The sequence below is a fragment of the Mesorhizobium sp. BR1-1-15 genome (assembly GCF_020165475.1).
Classification (GTDB): domain Bacteria; phylum Pseudomonadota; class Alphaproteobacteria; order Rhizobiales; family Rhizobiaceae; genus Mesorhizobium.
On sequence record NZ_JAIUIF010000003.1, the window covers coordinates 80,095 to 101,089 of the forward strand.

Annotated in this window: 29 protein-coding genes and 1 other RNA gene; 14 read left to right on the plus strand and 16 right to left on the minus strand. The window is 62.8% G+C overall.

All coding sequences use genetic code 11. The annotated features are described in order from the left end of the window. The first annotated feature begins 216 nt into the window (after positions 1 to 216). Positions 217 to 642, plus strand: coding sequence for a hypothetical protein (locus LB541_RS06545; RefSeq protein WP_140493161.1), 426 nt, complete (start codon positions 217 to 219; stop codon positions 640 to 642). 77 nt (positions 643 to 719) lie between these two features. On the opposite strand, the gene LB541_RS06550 is transcribed toward LB541_RS06545, so the two are convergent. Continuing rightward, positions 720 to 1,073, minus strand: a complete 354-nt coding sequence (locus LB541_RS06550; protein ID WP_140493158.1) for a DUF1304 domain-containing protein — start codon at positions 1,071 to 1,073, stop codon at positions 720 to 722. A 142-nt stretch (positions 1,074 to 1,215) separates the two neighbouring features. Between LB541_RS06550 and LB541_RS06555 the strand changes: the two genes are divergently transcribed. Next, positions 1,216 to 2,703 carry a carboxypeptidase M32 gene (locus LB541_RS06555; protein WP_140525040.1) on the plus strand — a complete coding sequence of 496 codons (1,488 nt, stop codon included), beginning with the start codon at positions 1,216 to 1,218 and terminating at the stop codon, positions 2,701 to 2,703. Between the two features lie 18 nt (positions 2,704 to 2,721). On the opposite strand, the gene LB541_RS06560 is transcribed toward LB541_RS06555, so the two are convergent. After that, a complete protein-coding gene (locus LB541_RS06560; RefSeq protein ID WP_140493152.1) occupies positions 2,722 to 4,521 on the minus strand; it encodes an ABC transporter transmembrane domain-containing protein in 1,800 nt (599 codons plus the stop codon). A 208-nt stretch (positions 4,522 to 4,729) separates the two neighbouring features. Here LB541_RS06560 and rpmE point away from each other — a divergent pair, with 208 nt between their 5' ends. After that, positions 4,730 to 4,951, plus strand: coding sequence for a 50S ribosomal protein L31 (rpmE, locus tag LB541_RS06565; RefSeq protein WP_006327661.1), 222 nt, complete (start codon positions 4,730 to 4,732; stop codon positions 4,949 to 4,951). Positions 4,952 to 5,159: 208 nt separating this feature from the next. Here rpmE and LB541_RS06570 read toward each other — a convergent pair whose 3' ends face one another. Beyond that, positions 5,160 to 5,795 (minus strand): TetR/AcrR family transcriptional regulator, encoded by a 636-nt coding sequence (locus LB541_RS06570; protein WP_140624972.1) that lies wholly within the window; start codon positions 5,793 to 5,795, stop codon positions 5,160 to 5,162. 221 nt (positions 5,796 to 6,016) lie between these two features. Between LB541_RS06570 and LB541_RS06575 the strand changes: the two genes are divergently transcribed. Beyond that, on the plus strand, positions 6,017 to 6,496 hold the full coding sequence (locus tag LB541_RS06575) for a DUF1772 domain-containing protein (RefSeq protein WP_181167604.1): 480 nt from the start codon (positions 6,017 to 6,019) through the stop codon (positions 6,494 to 6,496). A 63-nt stretch (positions 6,497 to 6,559) separates the two neighbouring features. Beyond that, on the plus strand, positions 6,560 to 6,721 hold the full coding sequence (locus LB541_RS06580; RefSeq protein WP_181168316.1) for a hypothetical protein: 162 nt from the start codon (positions 6,560 to 6,562) through the stop codon (positions 6,719 to 6,721). Between the two features lie 21 nt (positions 6,722 to 6,742). Here the strand turns inward: LB541_RS06580 and LB541_RS06585 are convergent, their stop codons facing one another. The 3 genes from LB541_RS06585 to LB541_RS06595 all read right to left on the minus strand — a co-directional run bounded on the left by LB541_RS06585 (position 6,743) and on the right by LB541_RS06595 (position 8,336). Next, positions 6,743 to 7,039, minus strand: a complete 297-nt coding sequence (locus LB541_RS06585; protein WP_140493146.1) for a SelT/SelW/SelH family protein — start codon at positions 7,037 to 7,039, stop codon at positions 6,743 to 6,745. Positions 7,040 to 7,051: 12 nt separating this feature from the next. Then, on the minus strand, positions 7,052 to 7,801 hold the full coding sequence (locus tag LB541_RS06590; RefSeq protein ID WP_140493143.1) for a YebC/PmpR family DNA-binding transcriptional regulator: 750 nt from the start codon (positions 7,799 to 7,801) through the stop codon (positions 7,052 to 7,054). 211 nt (positions 7,802 to 8,012) lie between these two features. Further along, entirely contained in the window at positions 8,013 to 8,336 is a 324-nt protein-coding gene (locus tag LB541_RS06595; RefSeq protein WP_140566820.1) for an ArsR/SmtB family transcription factor, read from the minus strand. 51 nt (positions 8,337 to 8,387) lie between these two features. On the opposite strand from LB541_RS06595, the gene LB541_RS06600 reads away from it, so the two are divergent. The 3 genes from LB541_RS06600 (at position 8,388) to LB541_RS06610 (ending at position 9,963) form a co-directional block, all read left to right on the plus strand. Continuing rightward, entirely contained in the window at positions 8,388 to 8,870 is a 483-nt protein-coding gene (locus LB541_RS06600; protein WP_140493137.1) for an SRPBCC domain-containing protein, read from the plus strand. A 17-nt stretch (positions 8,871 to 8,887) separates the two neighbouring features. Further along, on the plus strand, positions 8,888 to 9,277 hold the full coding sequence (locus LB541_RS06605; RefSeq protein ID WP_224618075.1) for a VOC family protein: 390 nt from the start codon (positions 8,888 to 8,890) through the stop codon (positions 9,275 to 9,277). A gap of 218 nt (positions 9,278 to 9,495) precedes the next feature. After that, positions 9,496 to 9,963, plus strand: coding sequence for an SRPBCC family protein (locus LB541_RS06610; RefSeq protein WP_140554908.1), 468 nt, complete (start codon positions 9,496 to 9,498; stop codon positions 9,961 to 9,963). Positions 9,964 to 9,969: 6 nt separating this feature from the next. Here the strand turns inward: LB541_RS06610 and LB541_RS06615 are convergent, their stop codons facing one another. The 6 genes from LB541_RS06615 to ssrS form a co-directional block, all read right to left on the minus strand. Continuing rightward, positions 9,970 to 10,257: a BrnA antitoxin family protein gene (locus LB541_RS06615; protein ID WP_140525036.1), complete on the minus strand. Its 288-nt coding sequence runs from the start codon at positions 10,255 to 10,257 to the stop codon at positions 9,970 to 9,972. After that, positions 10,238 to 10,525, minus strand: coding sequence for a BrnT family toxin (locus tag LB541_RS06620; RefSeq protein ID WP_140525035.1), 288 nt, complete (start codon positions 10,523 to 10,525; stop codon positions 10,238 to 10,240). Before LB541_RS06620 ends, LB541_RS06615 begins: the two co-directional genes overlap by 20 nt. An 80-nt stretch (positions 10,526 to 10,605) precedes the next feature. Then, the gene (locus LB541_RS06625; RefSeq protein WP_140517541.1) at positions 10,606 to 11,373 is read right to left on the minus strand and encodes a TerC family protein; all 768 of its coding nucleotides are present in this window, start codon (positions 11,371 to 11,373) and stop codon (positions 10,606 to 10,608) included. A 70-nt stretch (positions 11,374 to 11,443) separates the two neighbouring features. After that, complete coding sequence (locus LB541_RS06630) at positions 11,444 to 12,268, minus strand: YmdB family metallophosphoesterase (protein ID WP_140493122.1); 825 nt, start codon at positions 12,266 to 12,268, stop codon at positions 11,444 to 11,446. A gap of 61 nt (positions 12,269 to 12,329) precedes the next feature. After that, positions 12,330 to 12,917 (minus strand): 5-formyltetrahydrofolate cyclo-ligase, encoded by a 588-nt coding sequence (locus LB541_RS06635; RefSeq protein WP_140517540.1) that lies wholly within the window; start codon positions 12,915 to 12,917, stop codon positions 12,330 to 12,332. Positions 12,918 to 13,012: 95 nt separating this feature from the next. Further along, a non-coding RNA gene (ssrS, locus tag LB541_RS06640) (6S RNA) lies at positions 13,013 to 13,168 on the minus strand. Positions 13,169 to 13,327: 159 nt separating this feature from the next. Between ssrS and LB541_RS06645 the strand changes: the two genes are divergently transcribed. After that, positions 13,328 to 14,167, plus strand: coding sequence for an AAA family ATPase (locus LB541_RS06645; protein ID WP_140493116.1), 840 nt, complete (start codon positions 13,328 to 13,330; stop codon positions 14,165 to 14,167). A 40-nt stretch (positions 14,168 to 14,207) separates the two neighbouring features. On the opposite strand, the gene LB541_RS06650 is transcribed toward LB541_RS06645, so the two are convergent. Beyond that, a complete protein-coding gene (locus LB541_RS06650) occupies positions 14,208 to 15,770 on the minus strand; it encodes an MFS transporter (RefSeq protein ID WP_224618076.1) in 1,563 nt (520 codons plus the stop codon). Between the two features lie 143 nt (positions 15,771 to 15,913). Here LB541_RS06650 and LB541_RS06655 point away from each other — a divergent pair, with 143 nt between their 5' ends. From LB541_RS06655 to msrB, 5 genes are all read left to right on the plus strand, one after another. Continuing rightward, positions 15,914 to 16,777 (plus strand): LysR family transcriptional regulator, encoded by an 864-nt coding sequence (locus LB541_RS06655; protein WP_140649972.1) that lies wholly within the window; start codon positions 15,914 to 15,916, stop codon positions 16,775 to 16,777. Between the two features lie 65 nt (positions 16,778 to 16,842). Then, positions 16,843 to 17,289, plus strand: coding sequence for a GNAT family N-acetyltransferase (locus LB541_RS06660; protein WP_140517536.1), 447 nt, complete (start codon positions 16,843 to 16,845; stop codon positions 17,287 to 17,289). Positions 17,290 to 17,296: 7 nt separating this feature from the next. Then, the gene (locus LB541_RS06665; RefSeq protein ID WP_140649970.1) at positions 17,297 to 18,487 is read left to right on the plus strand and encodes a vWA domain-containing protein; all 1,191 of its coding nucleotides are present in this window, start codon (positions 17,297 to 17,299) and stop codon (positions 18,485 to 18,487) included. A 24-nt stretch (positions 18,488 to 18,511) separates the two neighbouring features. Then, positions 18,512 to 19,309, plus strand: a complete 798-nt coding sequence (locus LB541_RS06670) for an MBL fold metallo-hydrolase (protein WP_224618077.1) — start codon at positions 18,512 to 18,514, stop codon at positions 19,307 to 19,309. A 113-nt stretch (positions 19,310 to 19,422) separates the two neighbouring features. Beyond that, positions 19,423 to 19,824 (plus strand): peptide-methionine (R)-S-oxide reductase MsrB, encoded by a 402-nt coding sequence (gene msrB / locus LB541_RS06675; protein WP_140525027.1) that lies wholly within the window; start codon positions 19,423 to 19,425, stop codon positions 19,822 to 19,824. 63 nt (positions 19,825 to 19,887) lie between these two features. Here the strand turns inward: msrB and LB541_RS06680 are convergent, their stop codons facing one another. From LB541_RS06680 to LB541_RS06690, 3 genes are read right to left on the minus strand one after another with little or no spacing between them, the layout of a single operon-like run. Then, the gene (locus LB541_RS06680; protein WP_140525026.1) at positions 19,888 to 20,187 is read right to left on the minus strand and encodes a hypothetical protein; all 300 of its coding nucleotides are present in this window, start codon (positions 20,185 to 20,187) and stop codon (positions 19,888 to 19,890) included. 7 nt (positions 20,188 to 20,194) lie between these two features. Then, positions 20,195 to 20,635 carry a hypothetical protein gene (locus LB541_RS06685; RefSeq protein WP_140566798.1) on the minus strand — a complete coding sequence of 147 codons (441 nt, stop codon included), beginning with the start codon at positions 20,633 to 20,635 and terminating at the stop codon, positions 20,195 to 20,197. A 32-nt stretch (positions 20,636 to 20,667) separates the two neighbouring features. After that, a complete protein-coding gene (locus tag LB541_RS06690; protein WP_140493089.1) occupies positions 20,668 to 20,928 on the minus strand; it encodes a DUF2312 domain-containing protein in 261 nt (86 codons plus the stop codon). Between the last annotated feature and the right edge of the window lie 67 nt (positions 20,929 to 20,995).

The following is a 20,995-nucleotide window of genomic DNA, read 5'->3' on the forward strand; positions in this document are numbered from 1 at the left end:
CCGGCTCAACTCTAGGGCGCAGTTGTGCACCGGCAAGGCCTGAAAAGATTATCTTTTTTTAATTACACTTCGCCGCAAAGCGCTCCTAGCGTGCTGCGCAGGGCCGAGAACCGCCGGCGATGCCTCCCATCGCGACGCGACGGAACTGGACGGCCCGCATCGTCCGGAAGCGGAACGGCAGAGCCGTTCTTTTCCGCAGCAAAAGGAGGCGCCGTCATGCGCTCTTCAGCATCTCTCAAGACTGCAACCCTTGCCGCGATTCTTGTCGCCGCCCCGCTTGCCGGCGCCTACGCCGCGGGTCACCACAAGGGCGCGCTCGACGCGACCGACCCAACCGACATGACCGGCCCGCGTGTCGAGGCTCTCATTGAACAGGTTCAAGGCGTGCATCAGGGCATAATCACCGCCAGACAGGCCAACAACATCACCCCGGCCGCGGCGGAGCGCCTGGAGATGCGCACCGCTCGCATAGGTCAGGCGGCGGAGAAGATAGCCTCGTCGGATCACGGCAGGATACCGGCCGCACAATATCATGACCTGCTGCGCCGTCTCGACAATGTCGACCAGCGGCTGAGGGTCGACATCGGTAGCGGTTTCCTGATGGGCGACGGCGCCGACGGCGGGAACTATCCGAACGGCTGAGGCCATTCTGATCGCGGCCCAAAAGGAAGGGACCACCTGGCGTCTACGGGACCCAATCCCGCAGGCGCCTCTTTTCCTCACCAGCCGAGCCAGACCGCTACCAAGGCAGCCGCTGCCGGCGCGGCCTGCACGAACAGGATCTTGCGACCGACCGTTGCCGCCCCGTAGAGCCCGGCAACGGCCACGCAGAGCAGGAAGAAAACCTTGACCTGGAAACCGGCCGTGCCGAGGTAGAGGGCCCAGATCAGGCCGGCGGCGAGAAAGCCGTTATAGAGACCCTGATTGGCGGCAAGCACCTTCGAGGCGCTGGCGAATTCCGGCGTCAGCCGGAATGCCTTGTGCCCGCGCGGCGTATCCCAGAGCACCATCTCCAGATAGACGATATAGACATGGATCAAAGCCACCAGCCCGACCAGGATGTTGCCGATCATCGTATTCCCTCGTGATGTATCGTCGGGCAGCATTTCACGCGTCGGCTCGCCAGCGCAAGGCGCATCTGCCGGACGGCGCGTGAGGGTTGCAAACGCGCCGGCGTTGGTATCTTTTTCGCCCTTCCCAATCACGGAAGCCGCCATGTCCTTTCAAAAACTCGATGACCTCGGCCACAAGCTCGAAGCCCTGGAGCACGCGCTGGCCATCCTCGGCGCCGATGAAGCGACCCACATGGCCGTCGGTGGCGGCGAGAAGCGCGCCGAGGCCATGGCGGCACTTGCCGGCATGTACCACACCAGGGCGACCGCGCCGGAAATAGCGGACTGGATCGCCGCCGCCGAAGGCGAGGCGCTTGACGATGAACAGCGGGCGGCGCTGGCCGAACTGCGGCGGCAATACACCAACCTGACCTGCCTGCCGGTCGAATTCGTCGAACGCCAGACGACCGCCCGCATGCGCTGCGAGCAGCTGTGGCGCGACCTGCGGGCCAAGAACGACTGGGCGGGCTTCCTGCCGGCGCTTGAAGGCGTGGTGGCGCTGGTGCGCGAAGAGGCGGCCCTGCGCGCCGACATCCTCGGCCTCGCCCCCTACGACGCGCTGATGGAGCAATACGACCCCGGCAACCGCACCGCCGACATCACCCCGGTGTTCGCCGACTTGAAGGCTTTCCTCAAGGGGTTCGTGCCGGAAGCGCTGGCGGCGCAGGAAGCGCGGCTGCGCAAGCATCCGCTGAAGCCGCTTGCGGGCAGCTACGCGATCGACAGGCAGCGTGAACTCGGCCTTGCCATGATGGCGGCGGTCGGCTTCGACCTGACGCACGGCTCGCTGTCGGTGTCGCACCATCCGTTCTGTGGCGGTGTGCCGAGCGACGTGCGCATCACCACCCGCTACAAGACTTCCGATTTCCTGTCGGCGCTGATGGGCGTGCTGCACGAGACCGGCCACGCACTCTACGAGCAGAACCTGCCGAAGGCCTGGTCGCACTGGCCGCTCGGCAAGGCGCGCGGCATGGCCGTGCATGAAAGCCAGAGTCTGTTCGTTGAAAAGCAGATCGGGCGCAATCCCGCCTTCTGGCGTTGGGCATTGCCGGTCGTGGAAAAGCATCTCGGCGAAATCTGGTCGCTCGACGACATCCTGCCGCATGTCCACCATGTCGAGCGCGGCCTGATCCGTGTCGATGCCGACGAGGTGACGTATCCGCTGCATGTCATCCTGCGCTATGAACTGGAGCAGGAGCTCGTCTCCGGCAGGCTCGAGGTGGCCGAACTGCCCGAGGCCTGGGACGCCAGGATGCGCGACTATCTCGGCCTCTCAACCATCGACAACCCCGCGGACGGGCCGATGCAGGACGTGCATTGGCCTGCTGCCGCCTTTGGCTACTTTCCCTCCTACACGCTGGGCGCGATAATGGCGGCGCAGCAATGGGCGGCGCTGACGCGGGAGCATCCGTCGGCCGATGACGATCTTGCCATGGGGAATTTCGGTGCCATCAACGATTGGCGCCGCAAGAACATATGGTCGCACGGATCGCGCTGGTCGACGCCCGACCTGCTCGAACGCGCCACCGGTGAAAAGCTCAATGCCGTCTATTTCACCGACCACCTGCGCAAACGGTATGGAGCCGCGTGAGCACGCCCAGCGTCGCCGCTACTCAGCCGCGCCCCTGAAGGCGCTGGCGCCGGTCTCGAACTGCAGCTTGGCCAGCCGGGCATAGATGCCGCCCTTGGTCACCAGGCTCTGATGCGTGCCTTCCTCGACGATGCGGCCGCCATCCATCACCAGGATGCGGTCGGCCTTCAGCACCGTCGCCAGGCGGTGCGCGATGACGATCGTGGTGCGGCCCCGCATCAGCCGCTCCAGCGCCATTTGCACCAGCGTCTCGCTTTCGGCGTCGAGTGCCGAGGTCGCCTCGTCGAGCAACAGGATCGGCGCGTCGCGCAGGATGGCGCGGGCGATCGCCACCCGCTGGCGTTGCCCGCCCGACAGCGTCACGCCGCGCTCGCCGACCTGGCTGTCATAGCCCTTCTCGAGCTTGAGGATGAATTCGTCGGCCAGCGCGTCCTTTGCCGCCGCTTCGATCTCTGACTCGCTGGCGCCCGGCCGGCCGAAGCCGATATTGTCGCGCGCGCTGGCCGCGAAGATGGTGACGTCCTGCGGCACGATGGCGATGCGCTGCCGTATCGAAAGGGGGTCGGCTTCGCGGATGTCGACGCCGTCGATCAGGATCCTGCCGGTCTCCGGATCGTAGAAGCGCAGGATCAGCGAGAACACCGTGCTCTTGCCCGCTCCCGAGGGACCGACGATCGCCACCGTCTCGCCAGGCTTGACCGAGAAGCTCAGGCCGTGGACGGCGGCGCGGTCGGGCCGGGCCGGGTAGGAAAAGGACACGGCCTCGAAGCTGATCGCTCCCTTGCTCGCCACCGGCAGCGGCCTGGGATTGGCAGGCGCCACGATCGCCGGCTCCTCGGCCAGGATTTCGGTCAGCCGTTCGGCGGCACCTGCTGCCTGGGCCAATTCGCCCCAGACCTCCGATAGCGCGCCGAGCGCACCGGCGGCGAATACCGAATAGAGCAGGAACTGGCCTAGCGTGCCCGGCGACAGATTGCCGTCGAGCACGTCGCGCGAGCCGAACCACAGCACCGCCACGACCGAGGAGAAAATCGTGAAGATGGCGAAGAAGGTGAGGAACGAGCGCGCGAAGATCGAGGCGCGCGCGGCTTCGAAGGCAGCCTCGACGGCACCCGAAAAACGCCCGGTGACCAGCGTCTCATTGGTGAAGGCCTGCAATGTGCGCACCGCGCCGATCTGCTCGCTGGCATAGGCGGTGGCATCGGCCAGCGTGTCCTGCGCCTGCCTTGACTTGCGCCGCACCGAGCGGCCGAAGGCGACCAGCGGCAGCACGATGATTGGAATGGCTGCGATGACCAGCCCGGACAGTTTCGGGCTGGTGAAAACCATCATCGCGACCGCGCCGAGGCCAAGGATGACATTGCGCAGCGCCACCGAAGCGGTCGCCCCGACCGCCGATTTGACCTGCGTGGTGTCGGCGGCGAGCCGCGACACGATCTCGCCCGACTGGGCAGTGTCGAAGAAGGCCGGCGACAGTTTCGTCACATGGGCAAAGACATCGCGCCTGATATCGGCGACGACGCGCTCGCCGAGCGTGATGACGAAATAGTAGCGGCCCGCCGATGCCGCCGCCAGCAGCGCGGCCATCGCCACCAGCGCGGCGAAATATTCGGCGATGAAGGAGGAACCGGACGGCGTGAACCCATGATCGATCATGCGCCGTACCGCCAGCGGCAGCGCCAGCGTCGTCACCGCCGCGACGATCAGCGAGATGACGGCGCCCGCCACCAATGTGCGGTAGCGGCCGATGTAGGGAAACAGGCGTCTGAGCGGCTTGAGCGAGCGCCGGCGCTCGTCTGCGCTGCTGGTTTGCGCCATCCTGGTCTTTCCTCTTGGCCGCCTTCAGCTATGCGCCTCAATATGCGCTTGCCGCGGCCTTGTGATTCAATTCCGGCTGATGTATAGGCTCGCCGACCGTTTTAGAAGCCGTGGCTCCTCAATAGCTGCGGCTTCGAGTTTTAAAAAGGGGCGCATCGACGCAGGCTTTCAGCCCGTCAGCCGCACCCGGCAAACCAGGAACCGAGCCATGAAGACCGATATCCATCCCGACTACCACACCATCAAGGTCGTCATGACCGACGGCACCGAGTACATGACCCGTTCGACCTGGGGCAAGGAAGGCGATACGATGAACCTCGACATCGACCCGACCACGCACCCGGCCTGGACCGGCGGCCAGCAGACCCTGCTCGACCGCGGCGGCCGCCTGTCGAAGTTCAAGAAGCGCTTCGAAGGTTTCGGCCTCTAGGCCTCATCAGCTTTTCGCAGACCAGAGAACCCGCCCCCGTGGCGGGTTTTTTGTTGGCCAATGCACGTCCCTTCACGCTGGCGCTTGCCTCCACCTCCCCCTTGTCGGTCCCGTGTGGGAGGTCGGACCGAAGGTCGGGTGGGTCGGCGCTGCCCCCACCCCGCTGCTTCGCAGCGACCCTCCCCACGAGGGGGCGGGTGAGAGCATCCTATTCCGCAAGCAATTCCCTGAGCGCCATGCGCTTGTAGGCGGCGACCAGCCTGTCGCCCTCCTTCCGCTCGACCGAGATCGCCAGCCGCATGGCGGCCTCGCCCATCTGCCAGACGAGAAACGCCGTCGTCTCCAGCGCGACGGCATCGGCATCGGGCCGCAGGCGTTTGAGCGCCGCAGTGAGAAATTCGGCGTTCGCACGGCTGTCGGCAAGCTCCAGTTCGCGCAGCGCTTTGTCGGCCTGCGTGCCCGACCAGATATCGCGCATCACCGGCTCCGCCAGGAACAGGTGGTAATAAATGTCCACCAGTTCCGAGAACGCCCGCCGAAGGCCCTCGGCGTCGCCGACGTCCTTGAGCGCGGCTGAAATGCAGGCCTGGCTTTCGGCGGTGTAGCGCTCGGCCAGCGCCCAGACGATCGCCCGCTTGTCGGGGAAGAACTGGTAGAGCGAGCCGATCGACACCCCAGCCCGCTCCGCCACCTCGCCCATGCGCATGGCATCGCTGCCTTGCTCCGCAATCAGCGCCGAGGCGGCGGCGAGCATGCGCTCGACCCGTTCACGGCTGCGCTGCTGGCTCGGCGCGCGGCGTGGCGTGGCGACCTGTTCCGGTGGGGACGTGGCGGTTTTTTCCATGGCTCTTCAACAGATGCCGGGCGGCAATGCCACCCAGAAATGACTTGACTCGCAAAATACGAGGGTTTATCACGTTTTGCAAATATGAGGATTTCTCATGTTTTGAAAGAAGCAGACGGGATAATTGATTTGAAGGCGTCGAACAGGTGCCCGGCCACCCCCCAAAACTTTTCTGCCCATTGCGACTGAAACCGCCGCAACCGGCATCTGGAGCAACTGACATGATCCCGAAATTACTTCCCACCCTCATCTTCATCGCCGCTATCGGCTCGGGCGTTGTTGGCGGCGTGTTCTTCGCCTTTTCCAACTTCGTCATGCCGGCAATGGCTCGCCTGCCTGCCGCGGGCGGTATCGCCGCCATGAACTCGATCAACATCACCGTCATCACGCCGATGTTCATGACCGCCTTGTTCGGCACCGGCCTGATCTGCCTTGTCTTGATCGCCGGCGCCATCATCGGCTGGCAGCAGCCAGGCTCCTTCTGGCTGCTGGCCGGCGCAGTCATCTATCTCGTCGGCAACCCGATCGTGACGATGGTTTTCAACGTGCCGCTCAACGACGCGCTGGCCGCCATCGATCCGGCCAGCAGCAACGGCGCTGCTGTATGGACCACCTATCTCAGGGACTGGGTGATGTGGAACCACGTGCGCGCGATCACCGCCATCACCGCGCTGGCATCCTTCTGGTTCGCCGCGCGTTGACATGTCTCGGTCCGCCGCGTTCGGCATCGCGGCAACCGAGGCGTGTTTGTCGGGAGAAGCGCCGTGAACGACCCGCATTCCACCATGGCCTTGGGCATTGCCGCGGGGATCGGCCTCGGCGCTGTCTGTGGCGCAGCGATGGATGACCCTGCCGTCGGCATCGGCATGGGCATAGCAATCGGCGCGGGGATCGGCGCGATTTTCGGGCAGAGGCGAGGAAAATGACGTCCGGCTTCTGCGGAAGTCTCAGCTCTTCGCCTTGCGGTCGGAATGACCGAGATCGCGGTCCGGGTCGATGACATCGCGCACCAGTTGCTTGAGTTTTGCCGCATCCGGAAAGCCGCCGTCGCGCTTGCGGTCCCAGACCAGCACCTCGTTGCACGATATGGTGAAGACGCCGCCGGTGCCGGGCACCAGCGTCACCTCGCCCAGATCGGTGCCGAATGTCGATAGCAGTTCCTGCGCCATCCAGCCGGCACGCAGCAGCCACTGGCACTGCGTGCAATAGGTGATGCGGATGGTGGGCAGCGGTTTTTCGATCATGTCAGGCTTTGCTCACGCAGCGCTGAGCTTGGCCATGGTCTCCTCGTCGACCTCGAAATTGGCGTAGACGCTTTGAACGTCATCGTCGTCCTCGAGCGTGGCGACCAGCTTCATCAGCGACTGGGCGCGTTCTTCATCGACCGGAACATTGTTCTGCGGTTTCCAGATCGGCTTCACCGATTCCGCCTCGCCGAGAGAGGCTTCGAGTGCCTTCGACACCTCGCCGAGGTTTTCGAAGGCGCAATAGATGGTGTGGCCTTCCTCGTCCGACTCCACGTCATCGGCGCCGGCTTCGATTGCCGCGTCCATGACCTTGTCGGCGCTGCCGGCCGATGCCGGATAATAGATTTCGCCGACCCGATCCCACATGAACGACACCGAGCCGGTTTCGCCCATCGCCCCACCGGCCTTGGTGAAGGCGGCGCGCACATTCGAAGCCGAGCGGTTGCGATTGTCGGTCAGCGCCTCGACGATCACGGCGACGCCGCCGGGACCGTAGCCCTCGTAGCGCACGGCTTCGTAATTTTCGGCGTCGCCCATCGACGCCTTGTTGATGGCGCGCTGGATGTTGTCCTTCGGCATCGACACCGCCTTGGCGTTCTGCACGGCAAGGCGCAGGCGCGGATTCATCGACGGATCGGGGGTCCCGCTCTTGGCCGCGACGGTGATTTCGCGCGCCAGCTTGGAAAACATTTTCGACCGCACCGCGTCCTGACGGCCCTTGCGGTGCATGATGTTCTTGAACTGTGAATGGCCAGCCATGGCACCCCTGTCGTGTTCGGCTAGAGCATCGCGCGGCGAGATGCATGACCCGCCTTCCGCAATGCTCGAATTCAAAATGTCAGAACGTCCCTGCTGCGTCCGAATGGACGTATGGCGCTCTTTGTCGGAATGGCCGGCTTATAGATAAATCGGCTCAATTCGTCCAGCCGCGCCGCGCTTTACCACGCACGGCAAAAGCCGTGACGGCTGTTCACCCCTCCAGATCCGACTTCAGCCGGTCTATGATACTAAGCGCATGGCCTGCGTACTGGCTGATCCAGCGGTCGTGTATCTGCTTGATCGGCAGCGCATTGAGATGGTTCCAGCGCTCGCGCCCCTCGCGCCGCGCCACGATGAGATCGGCCTCTTCCAGCACTTTGAGATGCAGCATGACGGTGCAGCGGTCGATGTCGGAAAACGCCTCGCACAGCATGCCGGTCGTCTTTGGCGCGTCCTTCAGCAGATCCAGCATCTCGCGCCGACGCGGATGCGCCAGCGCCTTGAAAACATTGTCGTCTTGCGATCGGCTTGACATGTTATGTTTTTATAACATAAGCTCCTATCAATCAAGGAAGGAACTGTGGATATGTCTCTTGGTTTCAGGGTTTCAGGACGCATCGGCAAACCGGTCGCCGACGTCTTCGACGCGGTCGTCAATCCGAAGAAGCTCAGCTCCTATTTCACCACCATCGGCGGTGCCAGCGCGCCCTTGGTGCCGGGCGCCAATGTCGTGTGGTGGGGCAAGGTGCCGGTCGAAGTAGACGAAATCGTCAGGGACAGCCGCATCGTGCTGCGCTGGGATGCCACCGATGAAGAGGGAAAGCCGGCCTACAAGACCCGCATCGAGATGAATTTCGAGCCGCTCGACGACGGCGGCACCTTCGTCACCATCGCCGAGGCCGGCTGGCACGAGGACGCGGTCGGCCTGAAGAAGTCCTATCTCAATTGCGAGGGCTGGTCGCAGATGCTGGCCTGCATGAAGGCCTATGTCGAACACGGCATCAATTTGCGCGAAGGCTACTACCGCAGCGAGATGAAGGGCGAGCCTGCCAACGAGACCAACATTTGAGCGAAGGGAGGCCTGCCGTGAAAGTAACTCCGTTCCTGATGTTCGAAGGCAAGGCCGAGGAGGCCATGGCCTTCTATTGCGAAACCATCCCGGAGAGCCGTGTCCTCGACCTCACGCGCTACGGTGCAGGCGAGGACGGACTCGAAGGGGCAGTCAAGCTGGCCCGCGCATCCATCGGCGGCACGGAGGTCATGATCTTCAACAGCCCTGTGCACCACGCCTTCACCTTCACGCCGTCGGTCTCGCTCTTCGTCGACTGTTCCACCGAAGAAGAGCTGGAACGCATCGTCGAGGCCCTGTCCAAAAACGGCACGTTTCTGATGCCGACCGGCAATTACGGCTTCAGCCGCCGTTTCGCCTGGCTGAACGACAGGTTCGGCGTTTCCTGGCAGATCAATCTACCGTAGCAGGACCGGGCCAGGCCGAGATCCTGGCTGGGACTGTTCACCGGGGATTTCCCGGGCGCCGCCGATCATCTCGCCAAGGCCGGCGTCGAGCGATGCGACGTCATCGAGCCGCGGGGAGAGGGCTTCCGTGGTTTCTGGATCACCAGCCCCGCCAACATCGTTCACATGGTGCGGGAGCCCGACGCCTGGTGAAGGCGTGTTCGGCAGGGGAGAACGCTATGGAAATCCGCGAGACACCGACGGCCGAAGCCGCCATGCTGATCCGGCGGCCGGTCTCCGACGTTTTCGAGGCCATCGTCGACCCGGAGATCACCACGAAATTCTGGTTCACCCATTCCAGCGGCAGGCTGGACGGCGGCAAGCCGGTTCAATGGGAGTGGCGCATGTATGGCGTCTCGACGACGGTGGTCGCCAGCGAGATCGTCGTCAACGAAAAGATCGTCATGCAATGGAGCGATCCGCCGACCACGGTGATCTGGACCTTCACCGAAATGCCAGGTGACGCGACCTTCCTGGAGGTCCACAATTTCGGCTTTGCCGGCAATGGCGACGAACAGGCGAAACAGGCGGTCGATTCAACCGGCGGCTTCACGCTCGTTCTGGCCGGCGCCAAGGCCTGGCTCGAACAAGGCCTGACACTAGGCCTGATCGGCGACCGTCACCCGAAGGGCGCACCGGGGAGTTGAACCGGCTCAGGTTTTACGCTTTTCCTGCTCGATCACGTGATGGCGGAGCACACGATTGATTTCGGTCTGGTAACCACCACCCCCGACATGCTCCTTGAACCACGATAGCACGTCAGTATCGAGTCTGATTGTCACTGGCTGCTTGAGTGGTCTGTAAAGATGTCCACGACGAGCATGAATCCAATTCTCCGCCGGAACTTCTGGGATGTCGGAAGTATTAATTTCGCTGTCAGGCAAACCAGCCAGCTTGGCGAGCTGGTTGCGCTGATCCTGACTAAGGTCCTTCTTGCTCATAGCGCCTCCTTTCATGCGCTGTCGCTTTCCGGGCACCAACAATCCTAACTCGTCCTTCATCTTCGCGATCAGGATATGTGTGGACAACCAGCATGACCACTACGGCATCGATCGTCCCGATAGCGTGCCAACGCTGCTCACCATCTTCAAACCGGTCGGGCACGATGAGATAAAGCGGATCATCGAACACCTTCTGCGCGAGATCGAATCCGATGCCGAGCTTGGCAAGTTTGCGCCTGGCTCTTTCAGCATCCCATTCGAACCGCAAAGCAGCACCATCGATTACGATATTGTACGTACAATTTCGTAAGAGTCAGCCTGAACTCGGCATTGGCCATGTCGTCAGGCTCAATGCCCGCCGCCGGACTTCGCCTTCTTGCGGTTCCGCGCCAGCATGTTGAGGCCTTCGACGAGCGCCGAAAAACCCATCGCCGCGTAGATATAACCCTTGGGCACATGGTAGCCCATGCCGTCGGCGATCAGCGTCATGCCGATCATCAACAGGAAGCCCAGCGCCAGCATGACGATGCTCGGGTTCCTGGCTATGAAGTTCGCCAACGGCGTAGCCGCCAGCATCATCACCGTAACCGCCACGATGACGGCGATGTACATGATGGCGATCTCGTCGGTCATGCCGACGGCGGTAATGATGGAATCGATGGAGAAGACAAGGTCGAGAAGCAGTATCTGGAAGATGGCGCCGGCAAGGCTCATCTGCACGGTCTCGCCCAGCATCGTGTCCTGGTGGTCGTCGGGGTCGACCGTGTGATGGATCTCCTTGGTCGCCTTCCACACCAGGAACAGGCCACCGGCGATCAGGATCAGGTCGCGCCAGGAAAAGCCGTGGCCAAGGGCGGTGAAGACCGGCGCCGTCAGTTGGACGATGATCGAGATGGTGGCGAGCAGCACCAGCCGCATGACGAGCGCCGCCGAGATGCCGAGCCGGCGGGCGCGGGCTCGCTGTGCTTCCGGCAGCTTGTTGGTCAGGATCGAGATAAAGATCAGGTTGTCGATGCCGAGCACGATCTCGAGCACCACCAGGGTCAACAGCGCGACCCAGGCGGTGGGATCGGACACGAAGGCGAAGTGCGGCGCCAGGAACTCGATAAGCTGCATGGAGGTCGTCCCCTCTACGATCTAGAGCAGTGTCGCCGGCAGTTAGGTATTGAGAGCCCCTATATCAATGTCACGTCCAGAAGGACGGCGCCGTTTCCTCGAGCCGCGGCCCGCGGCGAAACGGCGCGATCTTCTCGGTCAGCCCCGTGCGGTCGGAAATATCAACGCCGACGCCGCACAAGGTCGCGGGTCCGGTCGCCGCCTCGAAACGCCCCTTCGGCACTTTCGACAGGAACCGGTTGAGCGGCTCCTCCTTGTCCATGCCGAGCGACGAATCATAATCGCCGCACATGCCCGCGTCGGAAATGTAGCCGGTGCCGCCATTGAGGATATGGTGATCGGCGGTCGGCTGGTGGGTGTGAGTGCCGACCACGAGGCTGGCGCGACCGTCGACGAAATGCGCGAAGCACATTTTTTCGGAGGTCGCCTCGGCGTGGAAGTCGATGACCACGGCATCCGCCTGCTCGCCGAGCGGACAGGCGGCAAGCTCGCGCTCGCCAGCCTGGAAGGGATCGTCGAGCTCGGGATGCATGAACACCCGGCCCATGATGTTGGCGACCAGCACGCGCGCGCCGCTCCTGGCGATGTAGACGCCCGAGCCGCGCCCTGGCGTACCCTTGGGAAAATTGGAGGGGCGCAGGAAGCGCTCTTCGCGCGGCGCGAAGGCGAGCGCATCGCGCTGGTCCCAGACATGGTTGCCGGTGGTGACGACATCGGCGCCGGCCGCGATGGTCTCGCGAAAAATCTCCTCGGTGATGCCGAAGCCGCCGGCCGCGTTTTCGCCGTTGACGATGACGAAATCGAGCTTGAAGTCCGAGATCAGGCCCGGCAATTGCTCCCACACCGCCGTGCGGCCTGTCTTGCCGACCATGTCGCCGAGGAAGAGAAGTCTCATCACGCTTGACCCCGAAAAGTGGCATGACTTTCGGCAAAGATCATGCGTTCCAAAGAACTATCTACAATTCTGGCTCGAACCGGCGCAACCCGCTCTCGGTGAGTATTTCCGGGATGATGACGTCATGGTCCTCATTGGGAACCATCGTCACTTCCTGGCAGTCGAAAGCAATGCCGATCAGCCGGGGCGCATGCCCCTTGTCGACAAGCTTGGCGATCGCACGGTCATAATAGCCCGCGCCGTAACCGATGCGGTGGCCGCGCGCGTCGAAGCCGGCGAGCGGCACCAGCATGACGGAGGGGTCAAGAACTTCGGCCTCCTCATGCGGCCCGACGGTGCCAAATCCCATATCGATCATCGGCGCGCCGCGTACCAATTCGCGAAAGACGATGGTCGTCTTGTCGAGGATCGCCGGAAGGCAGAGCCGTGCGCCCTTTTCGCGCAAGGCGAACATCAGCGGCCGGACATCGACTTCCGAGCGCATTGGCCAGAAGCCGGACACGATTTGGCCTGGCTCGATGGCAAGCTGGTCGCGCGCGGTTTCGGCCATATCGAGCGCGACTTCCACCCGCCAGAATTCATCGAGCGCGTCGCGGCGGCCAAGTGCTTCCTTGCGCAGCTGTTTTTTCAGGTCTTTTGAGGATGCCATGCGCAGACGCTAGAAAAAGCCAGACCTGAATGGACGTTTTGGGAGCGACGTTTTCCATCGCATGATCCACGAAATACGTGGATGTGGCGAATAAGTGACGATCCACACAACCGGTGGAGAAGTCGATCCCGGGTGCCTACAAAGTAGGTGGGCGCCGTGTGAGAAAACCCACGGGTCTTCCCAGGGACAGCTCCCTAAGGATCGTTAAGGCCCCGGGGAAAAGTGTCTCCTGCCGGGAAGCGCAGACCGTCAGCCCCAATATAGGCCGATGCCCTCCCAAGCGCCAGAGACTTGGCGCCAGAGAGTTGGCGCTCTTGCCCTGCCGACTTCACACTTCGCCGCCGCCAACCCACCCTTGCATGGGCCAAGCCGTCTCCTTACGGTCGTCCGTACTGAACCAAGGAGCAAAAATGCGTTTCGAAGGCACTGCGGCCTACGTCGCCGACAAGGATCTGATGGTGGCGGTCAACGCGGCGATCGCGCTGGAACGGCCCTTGCTGGTCAAAGGTGAGCCCGGCACCGGCAAGACGGAGCTTGCCAGGCAAGTGGCGGCGGCACTCGGGCTGGAACTCATCGAATGGCACGTCAAATCGACGACGCGGGCGCAGCAAGGCCTCTACGAGTACGATGCCGTGTCGCGGCTGCGCGACAGTCAGCTTGGCGATACCAGGTTCAACGATATCAAGAACTACATCAAGCGCGGCAAATTGTGGGAAGCCTTCGCCGCCGGCAAGAAGGTCGTCCTCCTAATCGACGAGATCGACAAGGCCGATATCGAATTTCCCAACGACCTCTTGCAGGAACTCGACCGGATGGAGTTCTTCGTCTACGAGACCGGCGAGACGATCCGCGCCGCGGTGAGGCCGATCGTCATCATCACCTCCAACAACGAGAAGGAGCTGCCGGACGCCTTCCTACGCCGCTGCTTCTTCCACTACATCCGCTTTCCCGACGTCGAGACGCTGCACAGGATAGTCGATGTGCACTATCCCGGCATCAAGCAGAATCTGGTGCGGGCGGCGCTCACTCAGTTCTACGAAATCCGCGACGTGCCGGGGCTGAAGAAGAAGCCGTCGACCTCCGAGGCGCTCGACTGGATAAGGCTGCTGGTCGCCGACGACATCGCGCCCGAGGATCTGCGCGCCGACCCGAAGAACGCGCTGCCCAAGCTGCATGGCGCACTGCTGAAGAACGAGCAGGACGTGCATCTGTTCGAACGGCTGGCCTTCATGGCGAGACGGCAAGGGTGACGAGCGGCTCGGCGTCCTGAGGCCGAGCCGCAAGGCATTGCTAGGAGCGCACCTCGCCAGCACCCTGCGCAGGACGCCCGCTTCGCTGCTGCGGCGCGACATGTTTTGGACCGAAGATAGCAAAGCTGATGACGGCAAGAGCCAGAACGCCGATCCCGCTATAGAGCATGACCCAGCCAAAACCGTTGACCAGGGAGGCATGAACGATGGCGCCCGTCGGGTCGAGGGTCGCAAGCTTGGGCGAGTATTGCGCCAGGCCGTCGAGATTGCCGGCTGCGATCTTCTCTGCCAGGGCGCGCAGTTCGTTCGGGTCGATAGCCGTGCCGAAGGCATTGCGCAGATAAGAAACGATCCCTTGCGTCAGCAGCAGTCCCAGCACCGCGATGTTGATGGCAAGGGTGATCAGCCGCGCACTGATATCGATGCCGGACGCCATGCCGGCACGATCGGGTGACACCGAGCCGGTCGTGGTGTTGGTGGTCGGCGAATTGGTCAGGCCGATGCCGATGCCGGCGATCAGCGTGCCGGGCAGCATGGTCAGCCAGTTGCCCTCGAGCCCGGAACCTATCCACATGGCGATGAAACCGACCCCCAATGTCAACAAGCCGAGCGGGATCGCCACCCGCGCCTGATAGCGTGCCCGCAGGCGCTCGGCGATCGACGGCATCAGCATGAAGGGTAGCGTGTAGACGAGCAGCAACAGCCCGGTCGTGGTGCTGTCGTAACCGAGGACCCCCGAAAAATAGATCGGCAGATAGATGATGAACGGCCAGTAGCTGAAATTCATGCCGATGCCGCCCATGATCGCTCCCGAGAATTGGCGGATGCGGAAAACGGAGAAATCGAACATCGGATAGGGATTGATCTTCTCGGCTACGAGGAACGCGACGAAGGCCAGCACGGCCGCGCTTGCCACGCCGATGCGCGCGCCAGCGCCCAGATCGGCCCCTTGCGTGATCAGATAGGAGAAGCCGAACACCGCGAACGACAGCGTCAATATGCCGGCCCGGTCAAGCTTCTGCGCGTTGCGATCGCGCGATTCGGTGACACCGGCGCCGATGAAAGCCAAGGCAAGAACGGCAAGCGGCACATGGATGAGGAACACCCATTGCCAACTCGACAGCGTCACAATCAATCCGCCAATGGCGGGGCCGAAGCCAAGGCCGATGCCCGAGACGACGCTCCAGGCGACGAAGGCTTTGCCGCGTTCACTGCCGTCTTGAAACTGGTGGGACAACACCGCCACGCTGCAGGTAAACATCGCTCCGCCCGCCAGGCCCTGAAGAAACCGGGCGATGATCAGCAGCGGAGCGCTCGTTGCGAGACCGCATAGCAGGGAGGCGAGGCCAAAGGCGACGGTGGTGCCCACCATCACGCGTTTGCGGCCGAGACGGTCGGCCAATGTCCCCGTCACCATCAACACCGTGGTGCAGGCAATGGTGTAGGCATTCATGATCCATTGCAGATCCTTGAAATCAGCGCCAAGCACGGTTTCCAGTTTCGGCAGGATCACCGGGACGCTGGAGATTTCGAGGCCGAACAGCAGCGAGGCGAGGCAGACCCCCGCAAGAGCAACGGTGTTTCGGTCGATTGGAAACGTCATGTCGGTCACTTTCAGTCGGAGCATTCGGAAGTGGCTGCGAGCGTCGCTCTTCACACAGCGGTCGACATGACTTAAATGGCCTCCGATCATGAAAAAAGACTATGCATTTCTATTTCAGAAATGACAAAATGGAATGATTAGAGATGACCAGTCTTGATGTCGATGCCGTGCGGACCTTCGTCATGGTGGCCGACCTGCAGAGCTTCACGCGTGCGGCTGCCGCGCTGGGCAGCACCCAGGCGACGATCAGCGTCAAGCTGCGTCGGCTGGAAGAGAAGCTCGGCGCGCGTCTGATCGAACGAACGCCGCGCCGCGTGGCCCTCTCGGCAAGGGGAGCGGCTTTTCTCCCGGCGGCGCGTGAATTCCTTGCCGCCCACGAACGAGCCGTCACGGAATTTTCCGACGCGCCGTGTCGGCTTGCTCTCGGCTTTGTCGATCACGTCGCCGGGCCCGAGCTGTCCATATTGATAGCCCAGTTGCATGCCCATGATCCGTCGCTCGCGCTCAACATCAGGATCGATACGAGCTCCATGCTGGAGGAGGCTTTCGATCGCGGTGAGCTCGATGCGGTGATTGTCCATCAGGAAGACGACAGCCGCCGCGGCGAAGCCTTGTCGCGCACCCATTATGGCTGGTTCGCCGCCCCGGCCTTCGAATGGCGGCCGGGAACGCCATTGCGCTTGGCGCTGCTAAGCACCGTATGCAATTGCCCTGACCGCGTGAGAGCTGTCGAGACGCTGGATAAGGCAGGCATTGCCTGGAACGAGGCTTTCGTGGGCGGCGGCGGCGCAGCCGTCAATATCGCGGTGTCGGCCGGCTTCGCCGTCGCTGCGCTCGCCTACCGTGTCGCGCCGCCCGGCCTGGTCGAGGTGGGCCGCAAACTCGGCCTGCCGCCAATTCCCCCTTCCGAGATCGTTTTGCATTCGCACGGCTTGGCGCCAAGGGCACGAGAGGCGCTGCACATGCTCGCGACCGCTTTTCGCGAGTATAATTCGCCGGCGGGATAGGCAAGGGTGTTCCTGATCCCGATTCTGTTGGTATGGATTGGGTTCCAGACTTCAGAGGGAACGAAATGGCCGAGATCACTATCCGCCCGCTCACAGAATCCGACCACGCCGACTGGCGCCGGCTTTGGACCGCTTACCTTGCTTTCTACGAGACGAAGCTGCCCCAAGAGGTCTACGAGGTCACCTGGAAGCGCCTGTTCACGCAAGGCGAGTTCGAACCGAAGGGCTTTATCGCCGTCCTCGACGGCAAGGCTGTCGGCCTCACCCATTACCTGTACCATCGCTCTTGCTGGTCCGAGAAGAACAACTGCTACTTGCAGGATCTGTTCGCCGACCCCGAAGTGCGCGGCAAGGGGATTGGCGCTGCGCTGATCGAAGCCGTGAAGCAGGAAGCCGGCAAGATCGGCGTTAGGAACGTCTACTGGATGACGCACGAAACCAACACCACGGCGCGCAAGCTCTATGACTATGTCGCGCGCCGCACCGGCTTCATCGAATATGATCTTCTATAGATAGAAAATGTTCATCCCCTTGTTCCTCGAACTGAAGGCAGCGCGCGTTCCCGTTTCGCTCAGGGAATACCTGTTGCTGCTGGAGGGGTTGGAAGCCGGGCTGGTCGACTACGACGTCGAAGGTTTTTACTACCTCGCTCGCGCCGCGCTGGTGAAGAACGAACGCCATATCGACCGCTTCGACCAAGTGTTCGCGCATATCTTCAAGGGTGTGGAGGCGCTCAGCGGTCCGAATGCCGTCAACGTCGCTGATATCCCCGAGGAATGGCTGCGCCGGCTCGCCGAAAAGCACCTGACCGAGGAAGAGAAAAAGCTGGTCGCGGCGCTCGGCGGTTTCGAGAAGCTGATGGAGACGCTGAAGCAGCGGCTCGAGGAACAGAAAGGCCGCCACCAAGGCGGCTCGAAATGGATCGGCACTGGCGGCACCTCGCCTTTCGGCGCCTATGGCTACAATCCCGAAGGCGTGCGCATCGGCCAGCATGAGAGCCGCAACCGCCGGGCCGTGAAGGTCTGGGACAGGCGCGAGTTCAGGAATTTCGACGACGCCGTCGAGCTCGGCACCCGCAACATCAAGATCGCGCTCAAGCGGCTGCGCCGCTGGGTGCGTGAAGGCGCCGAGGAGGAGTTCGACCTGCCCGGCACCATCCACGCCACCGCCGAGCACGGTTATCTCGACGTCAAGACGCGGCCAGAGCGGCGCAACGCGGTGAAGCTTTTGATGTTCTTCGATGTCGGCGGCTCGATGGACGACCACATTAGAAGCGTCGAGGAATTGTTCTCGGCCGCCCGCGCCGAATTCCGCCAGCTCGAATATTTTTATTTCCACAACTGCCTCTACGAGGGCGTGTGGAAGGACAATCGCCGTCGCCATGCCGAGACGATCCCGACCTTCGATCTCCTCCACAAATATGGGCCTGACTACAAGGTGATCGTGGTCGGCGATGCCTCGATGAGTCCTTACGAGATCGCGCATCCCGGTGGCTCGGTCGAGCACTGGAACCCGGAGGCGGGCGCCGTCTGGCTCGGCCGTCTGCTGCGGCAGTGGCCGAACGCGGTATGGGTGAACCCCGAGAGCCAGAAGAACTGGGATTTCACCCATTCGATTGCTATGATCCGCGACATGTTCGGCGGCCGCATGTTTCCGCTGACGCTGGCCGGGCTGGAAGGCGCAACGAGGCAATTGTCGCGCAAGCACTAAGCCGGGACAATGACGGGAGGTTCCATGACCTGTTTCCTGTGCCTGCAATGCGGCGTCCAGTTCGCGCAGAGCGAAGCGCCGCCTCGGCATTGTCCTATCTGCGAGGACGAGCGGCAATATGTGCGCTGGGAAGGCCAGGCCTGGATCACACCGGAAGAGCTCGCCGCCGGGCATCGGCTCGTGATGAAGGATGATGCCGGCGTTCTCGCCTTCGGCATTGAGCCGCGCTTCGCCATCGGTCAGCGGGCGCTGCTGGCGCAGACGCGGCACGGCAACGTTCTGTGGGACTGTATCTCGCTTGTGACCGACGAGGCGGTGGCCGAGATCAAGCGCCGCGGCGGCCTTGCCGCGATCGCCATCTCGCACTGCCACTACTATTCGGTGATGGTCGAATGGAGCGAGGCGTTTGGCGGCGTGCCGATCTATCTCCATGACGACGACCGGCAGTGGATCATGCGGCCGCACCCGTCGATCGTCAGTTGGCAAGGCGAGACACTGGACCTGAACCCGGCGTTGACGCTCATCCGCTGCGGCGGCCACTTTGCTGGCGGCCAGGTGCTGCACTGGAAGCGCGAAGGCGGCAATGCTCTCCTGGCCGGCGATATCTTGCAGGTGACGCCGACCCGCCGCCACGTCAGCTTCATGTACAGCTATCCCAACTACATCCCGCTCAATGCGGCCGCCGTGCGCCGCATCGCGGCCGCGCTGGAGCCTTTCACATTCGATGACATCTACGGCGCGTGGTGGAACCAGAACGTTATCGGTGGCGCGAAACAGGCGCTGGCGGCCTCCGTTGCGCGCTATCTCACGGCGATCGCGTGAGGATTGCAGACGGCACGCTCGAAAATGCGGGCAAATCTCGTAACAAACGCCTATCTTGTTGCGAATAGAGAGTGCAATCAACAATGAGCCGTCAAGGCCGAGGAGTTTTCTGCATGGACACCCACACCTATCCTGTCACCCGCACCGACGCCGAATGGCGCGCCCGGCTGACGCCTGAGCAATATGCCGTCATGCGCAACCATGGCACCGAACGCCCGGGCAGCTGTGCGCTGCTTCACGAAAAGCGCGCCGGCACCTTCTTTTGCGTCGGCTGCGACCAGCCGCTGTTCGAATCCAAGCTGAAGTTCGAGAGCGGCACCGGCTGGCCGAGCTTCAACGACCCCGTTCCCGGTTCCATCGAGACCACGACCGACCGCAGCTACGGCATGGTCCGCACGGAATGCCATTGCGCTCGCTGCGGCAGCCATCTCGGCCACGTCTTCGAGGACGGCCCGCCGCCGACCGGGCTGCGCTACTGCATCAACGGCGTGGCGCTGAGATTCGAGCCGGCCTGAGCGAGGCCTCGCCAATGTTTTCTGCGAAGGGCGGCCTCGGCCGCCCTTTTTCGTGCAGCATTGTCAGACGACGACTGTTGCGATCAGCCAGAGCGCCGAACCCAGCATAGCAAGGGAGGCCTTGGCGCCACCGGTTCGCTCCGCCGTCCGCCAGACGGCCGAAGTCAGGAAGATGTTGTAGGGCACCGGCGCGAAATGCACCGCCAGCACAAGACCGAGCGGCATCTTCAACCCCAGCAGAATGAGCGCCGCCACGGACGATGCAACGTTGATCGCCGTGCCGACGAGCACCATATCGCGCCAGAACAGCCGGTCGAGCCGCACCTGGCCATCCCAACGCGAGCGGAAGAAATCCGCGAGCATCGGCGGTCTATCCCTGTCCCAGAACTTCGGTGACGGCGCACTCGAACCGCGAGCATTCGGTCACCAGCCAGTCGGTCATGGCCGGCCAATTGTCCTCGGCAAAGCAGTTGACCCGCCACTGTGAATTGATGCCGAGGTTTTGTGCGCTCTGCTCCGGCCTGAGCTTCAGCCGTTCCTCGATCGCCGGCTGAAACGGCTTGAGGCGCACCCAGACGTCGGTTGCGCCAAGCTTCTCGTTACGGCCGAAGAAGACGCCGACCACATTCTCGCTCGGCGCCACATACATGGACAGCACCAGCGCGAATTCCGGCAGCCCGCGCTGCCAGAACCAGGGCCCTCGCCTCGCCAGCCGGGTTCTTTCTTCCGGGTGACGCCCGGCAAACAGCGTCCAGAAGCCGCGTTGGCGGAACTCTGAGGCCCTTCGGCCACCGAAGTCGAACTCACTCATCGCCGACCCCGGACATCACGAGATGCCTCGCCTTACACCATGCCGAGAGCGGCCTTGTAGAGGTCCAGGATGGACTCCTCCTCCTGGCGCTCGGCCTGGTCCTTCTTGCGCAGCCGGATGATCGCGCGCATCGCCTTGGTGTCGAAGCCGGTGCCCTTGGCCTCGGCGAACACTTCCTTGATGTCGTCAGAAATGGTCTTCTTCTCCTCCTCGAGCCGCTCGATGCGCTCGATGAAGGCACGCAACTGGCCGGCGGCAACAGTCTGGCTGGTCTCTGTGATATCGTCGGCCATGTTTTTCTCCAAAAAAATCGATGCTTCGCCGCGACTCGGCAACCGTGCCGCCGCAAATTTCTGCGGT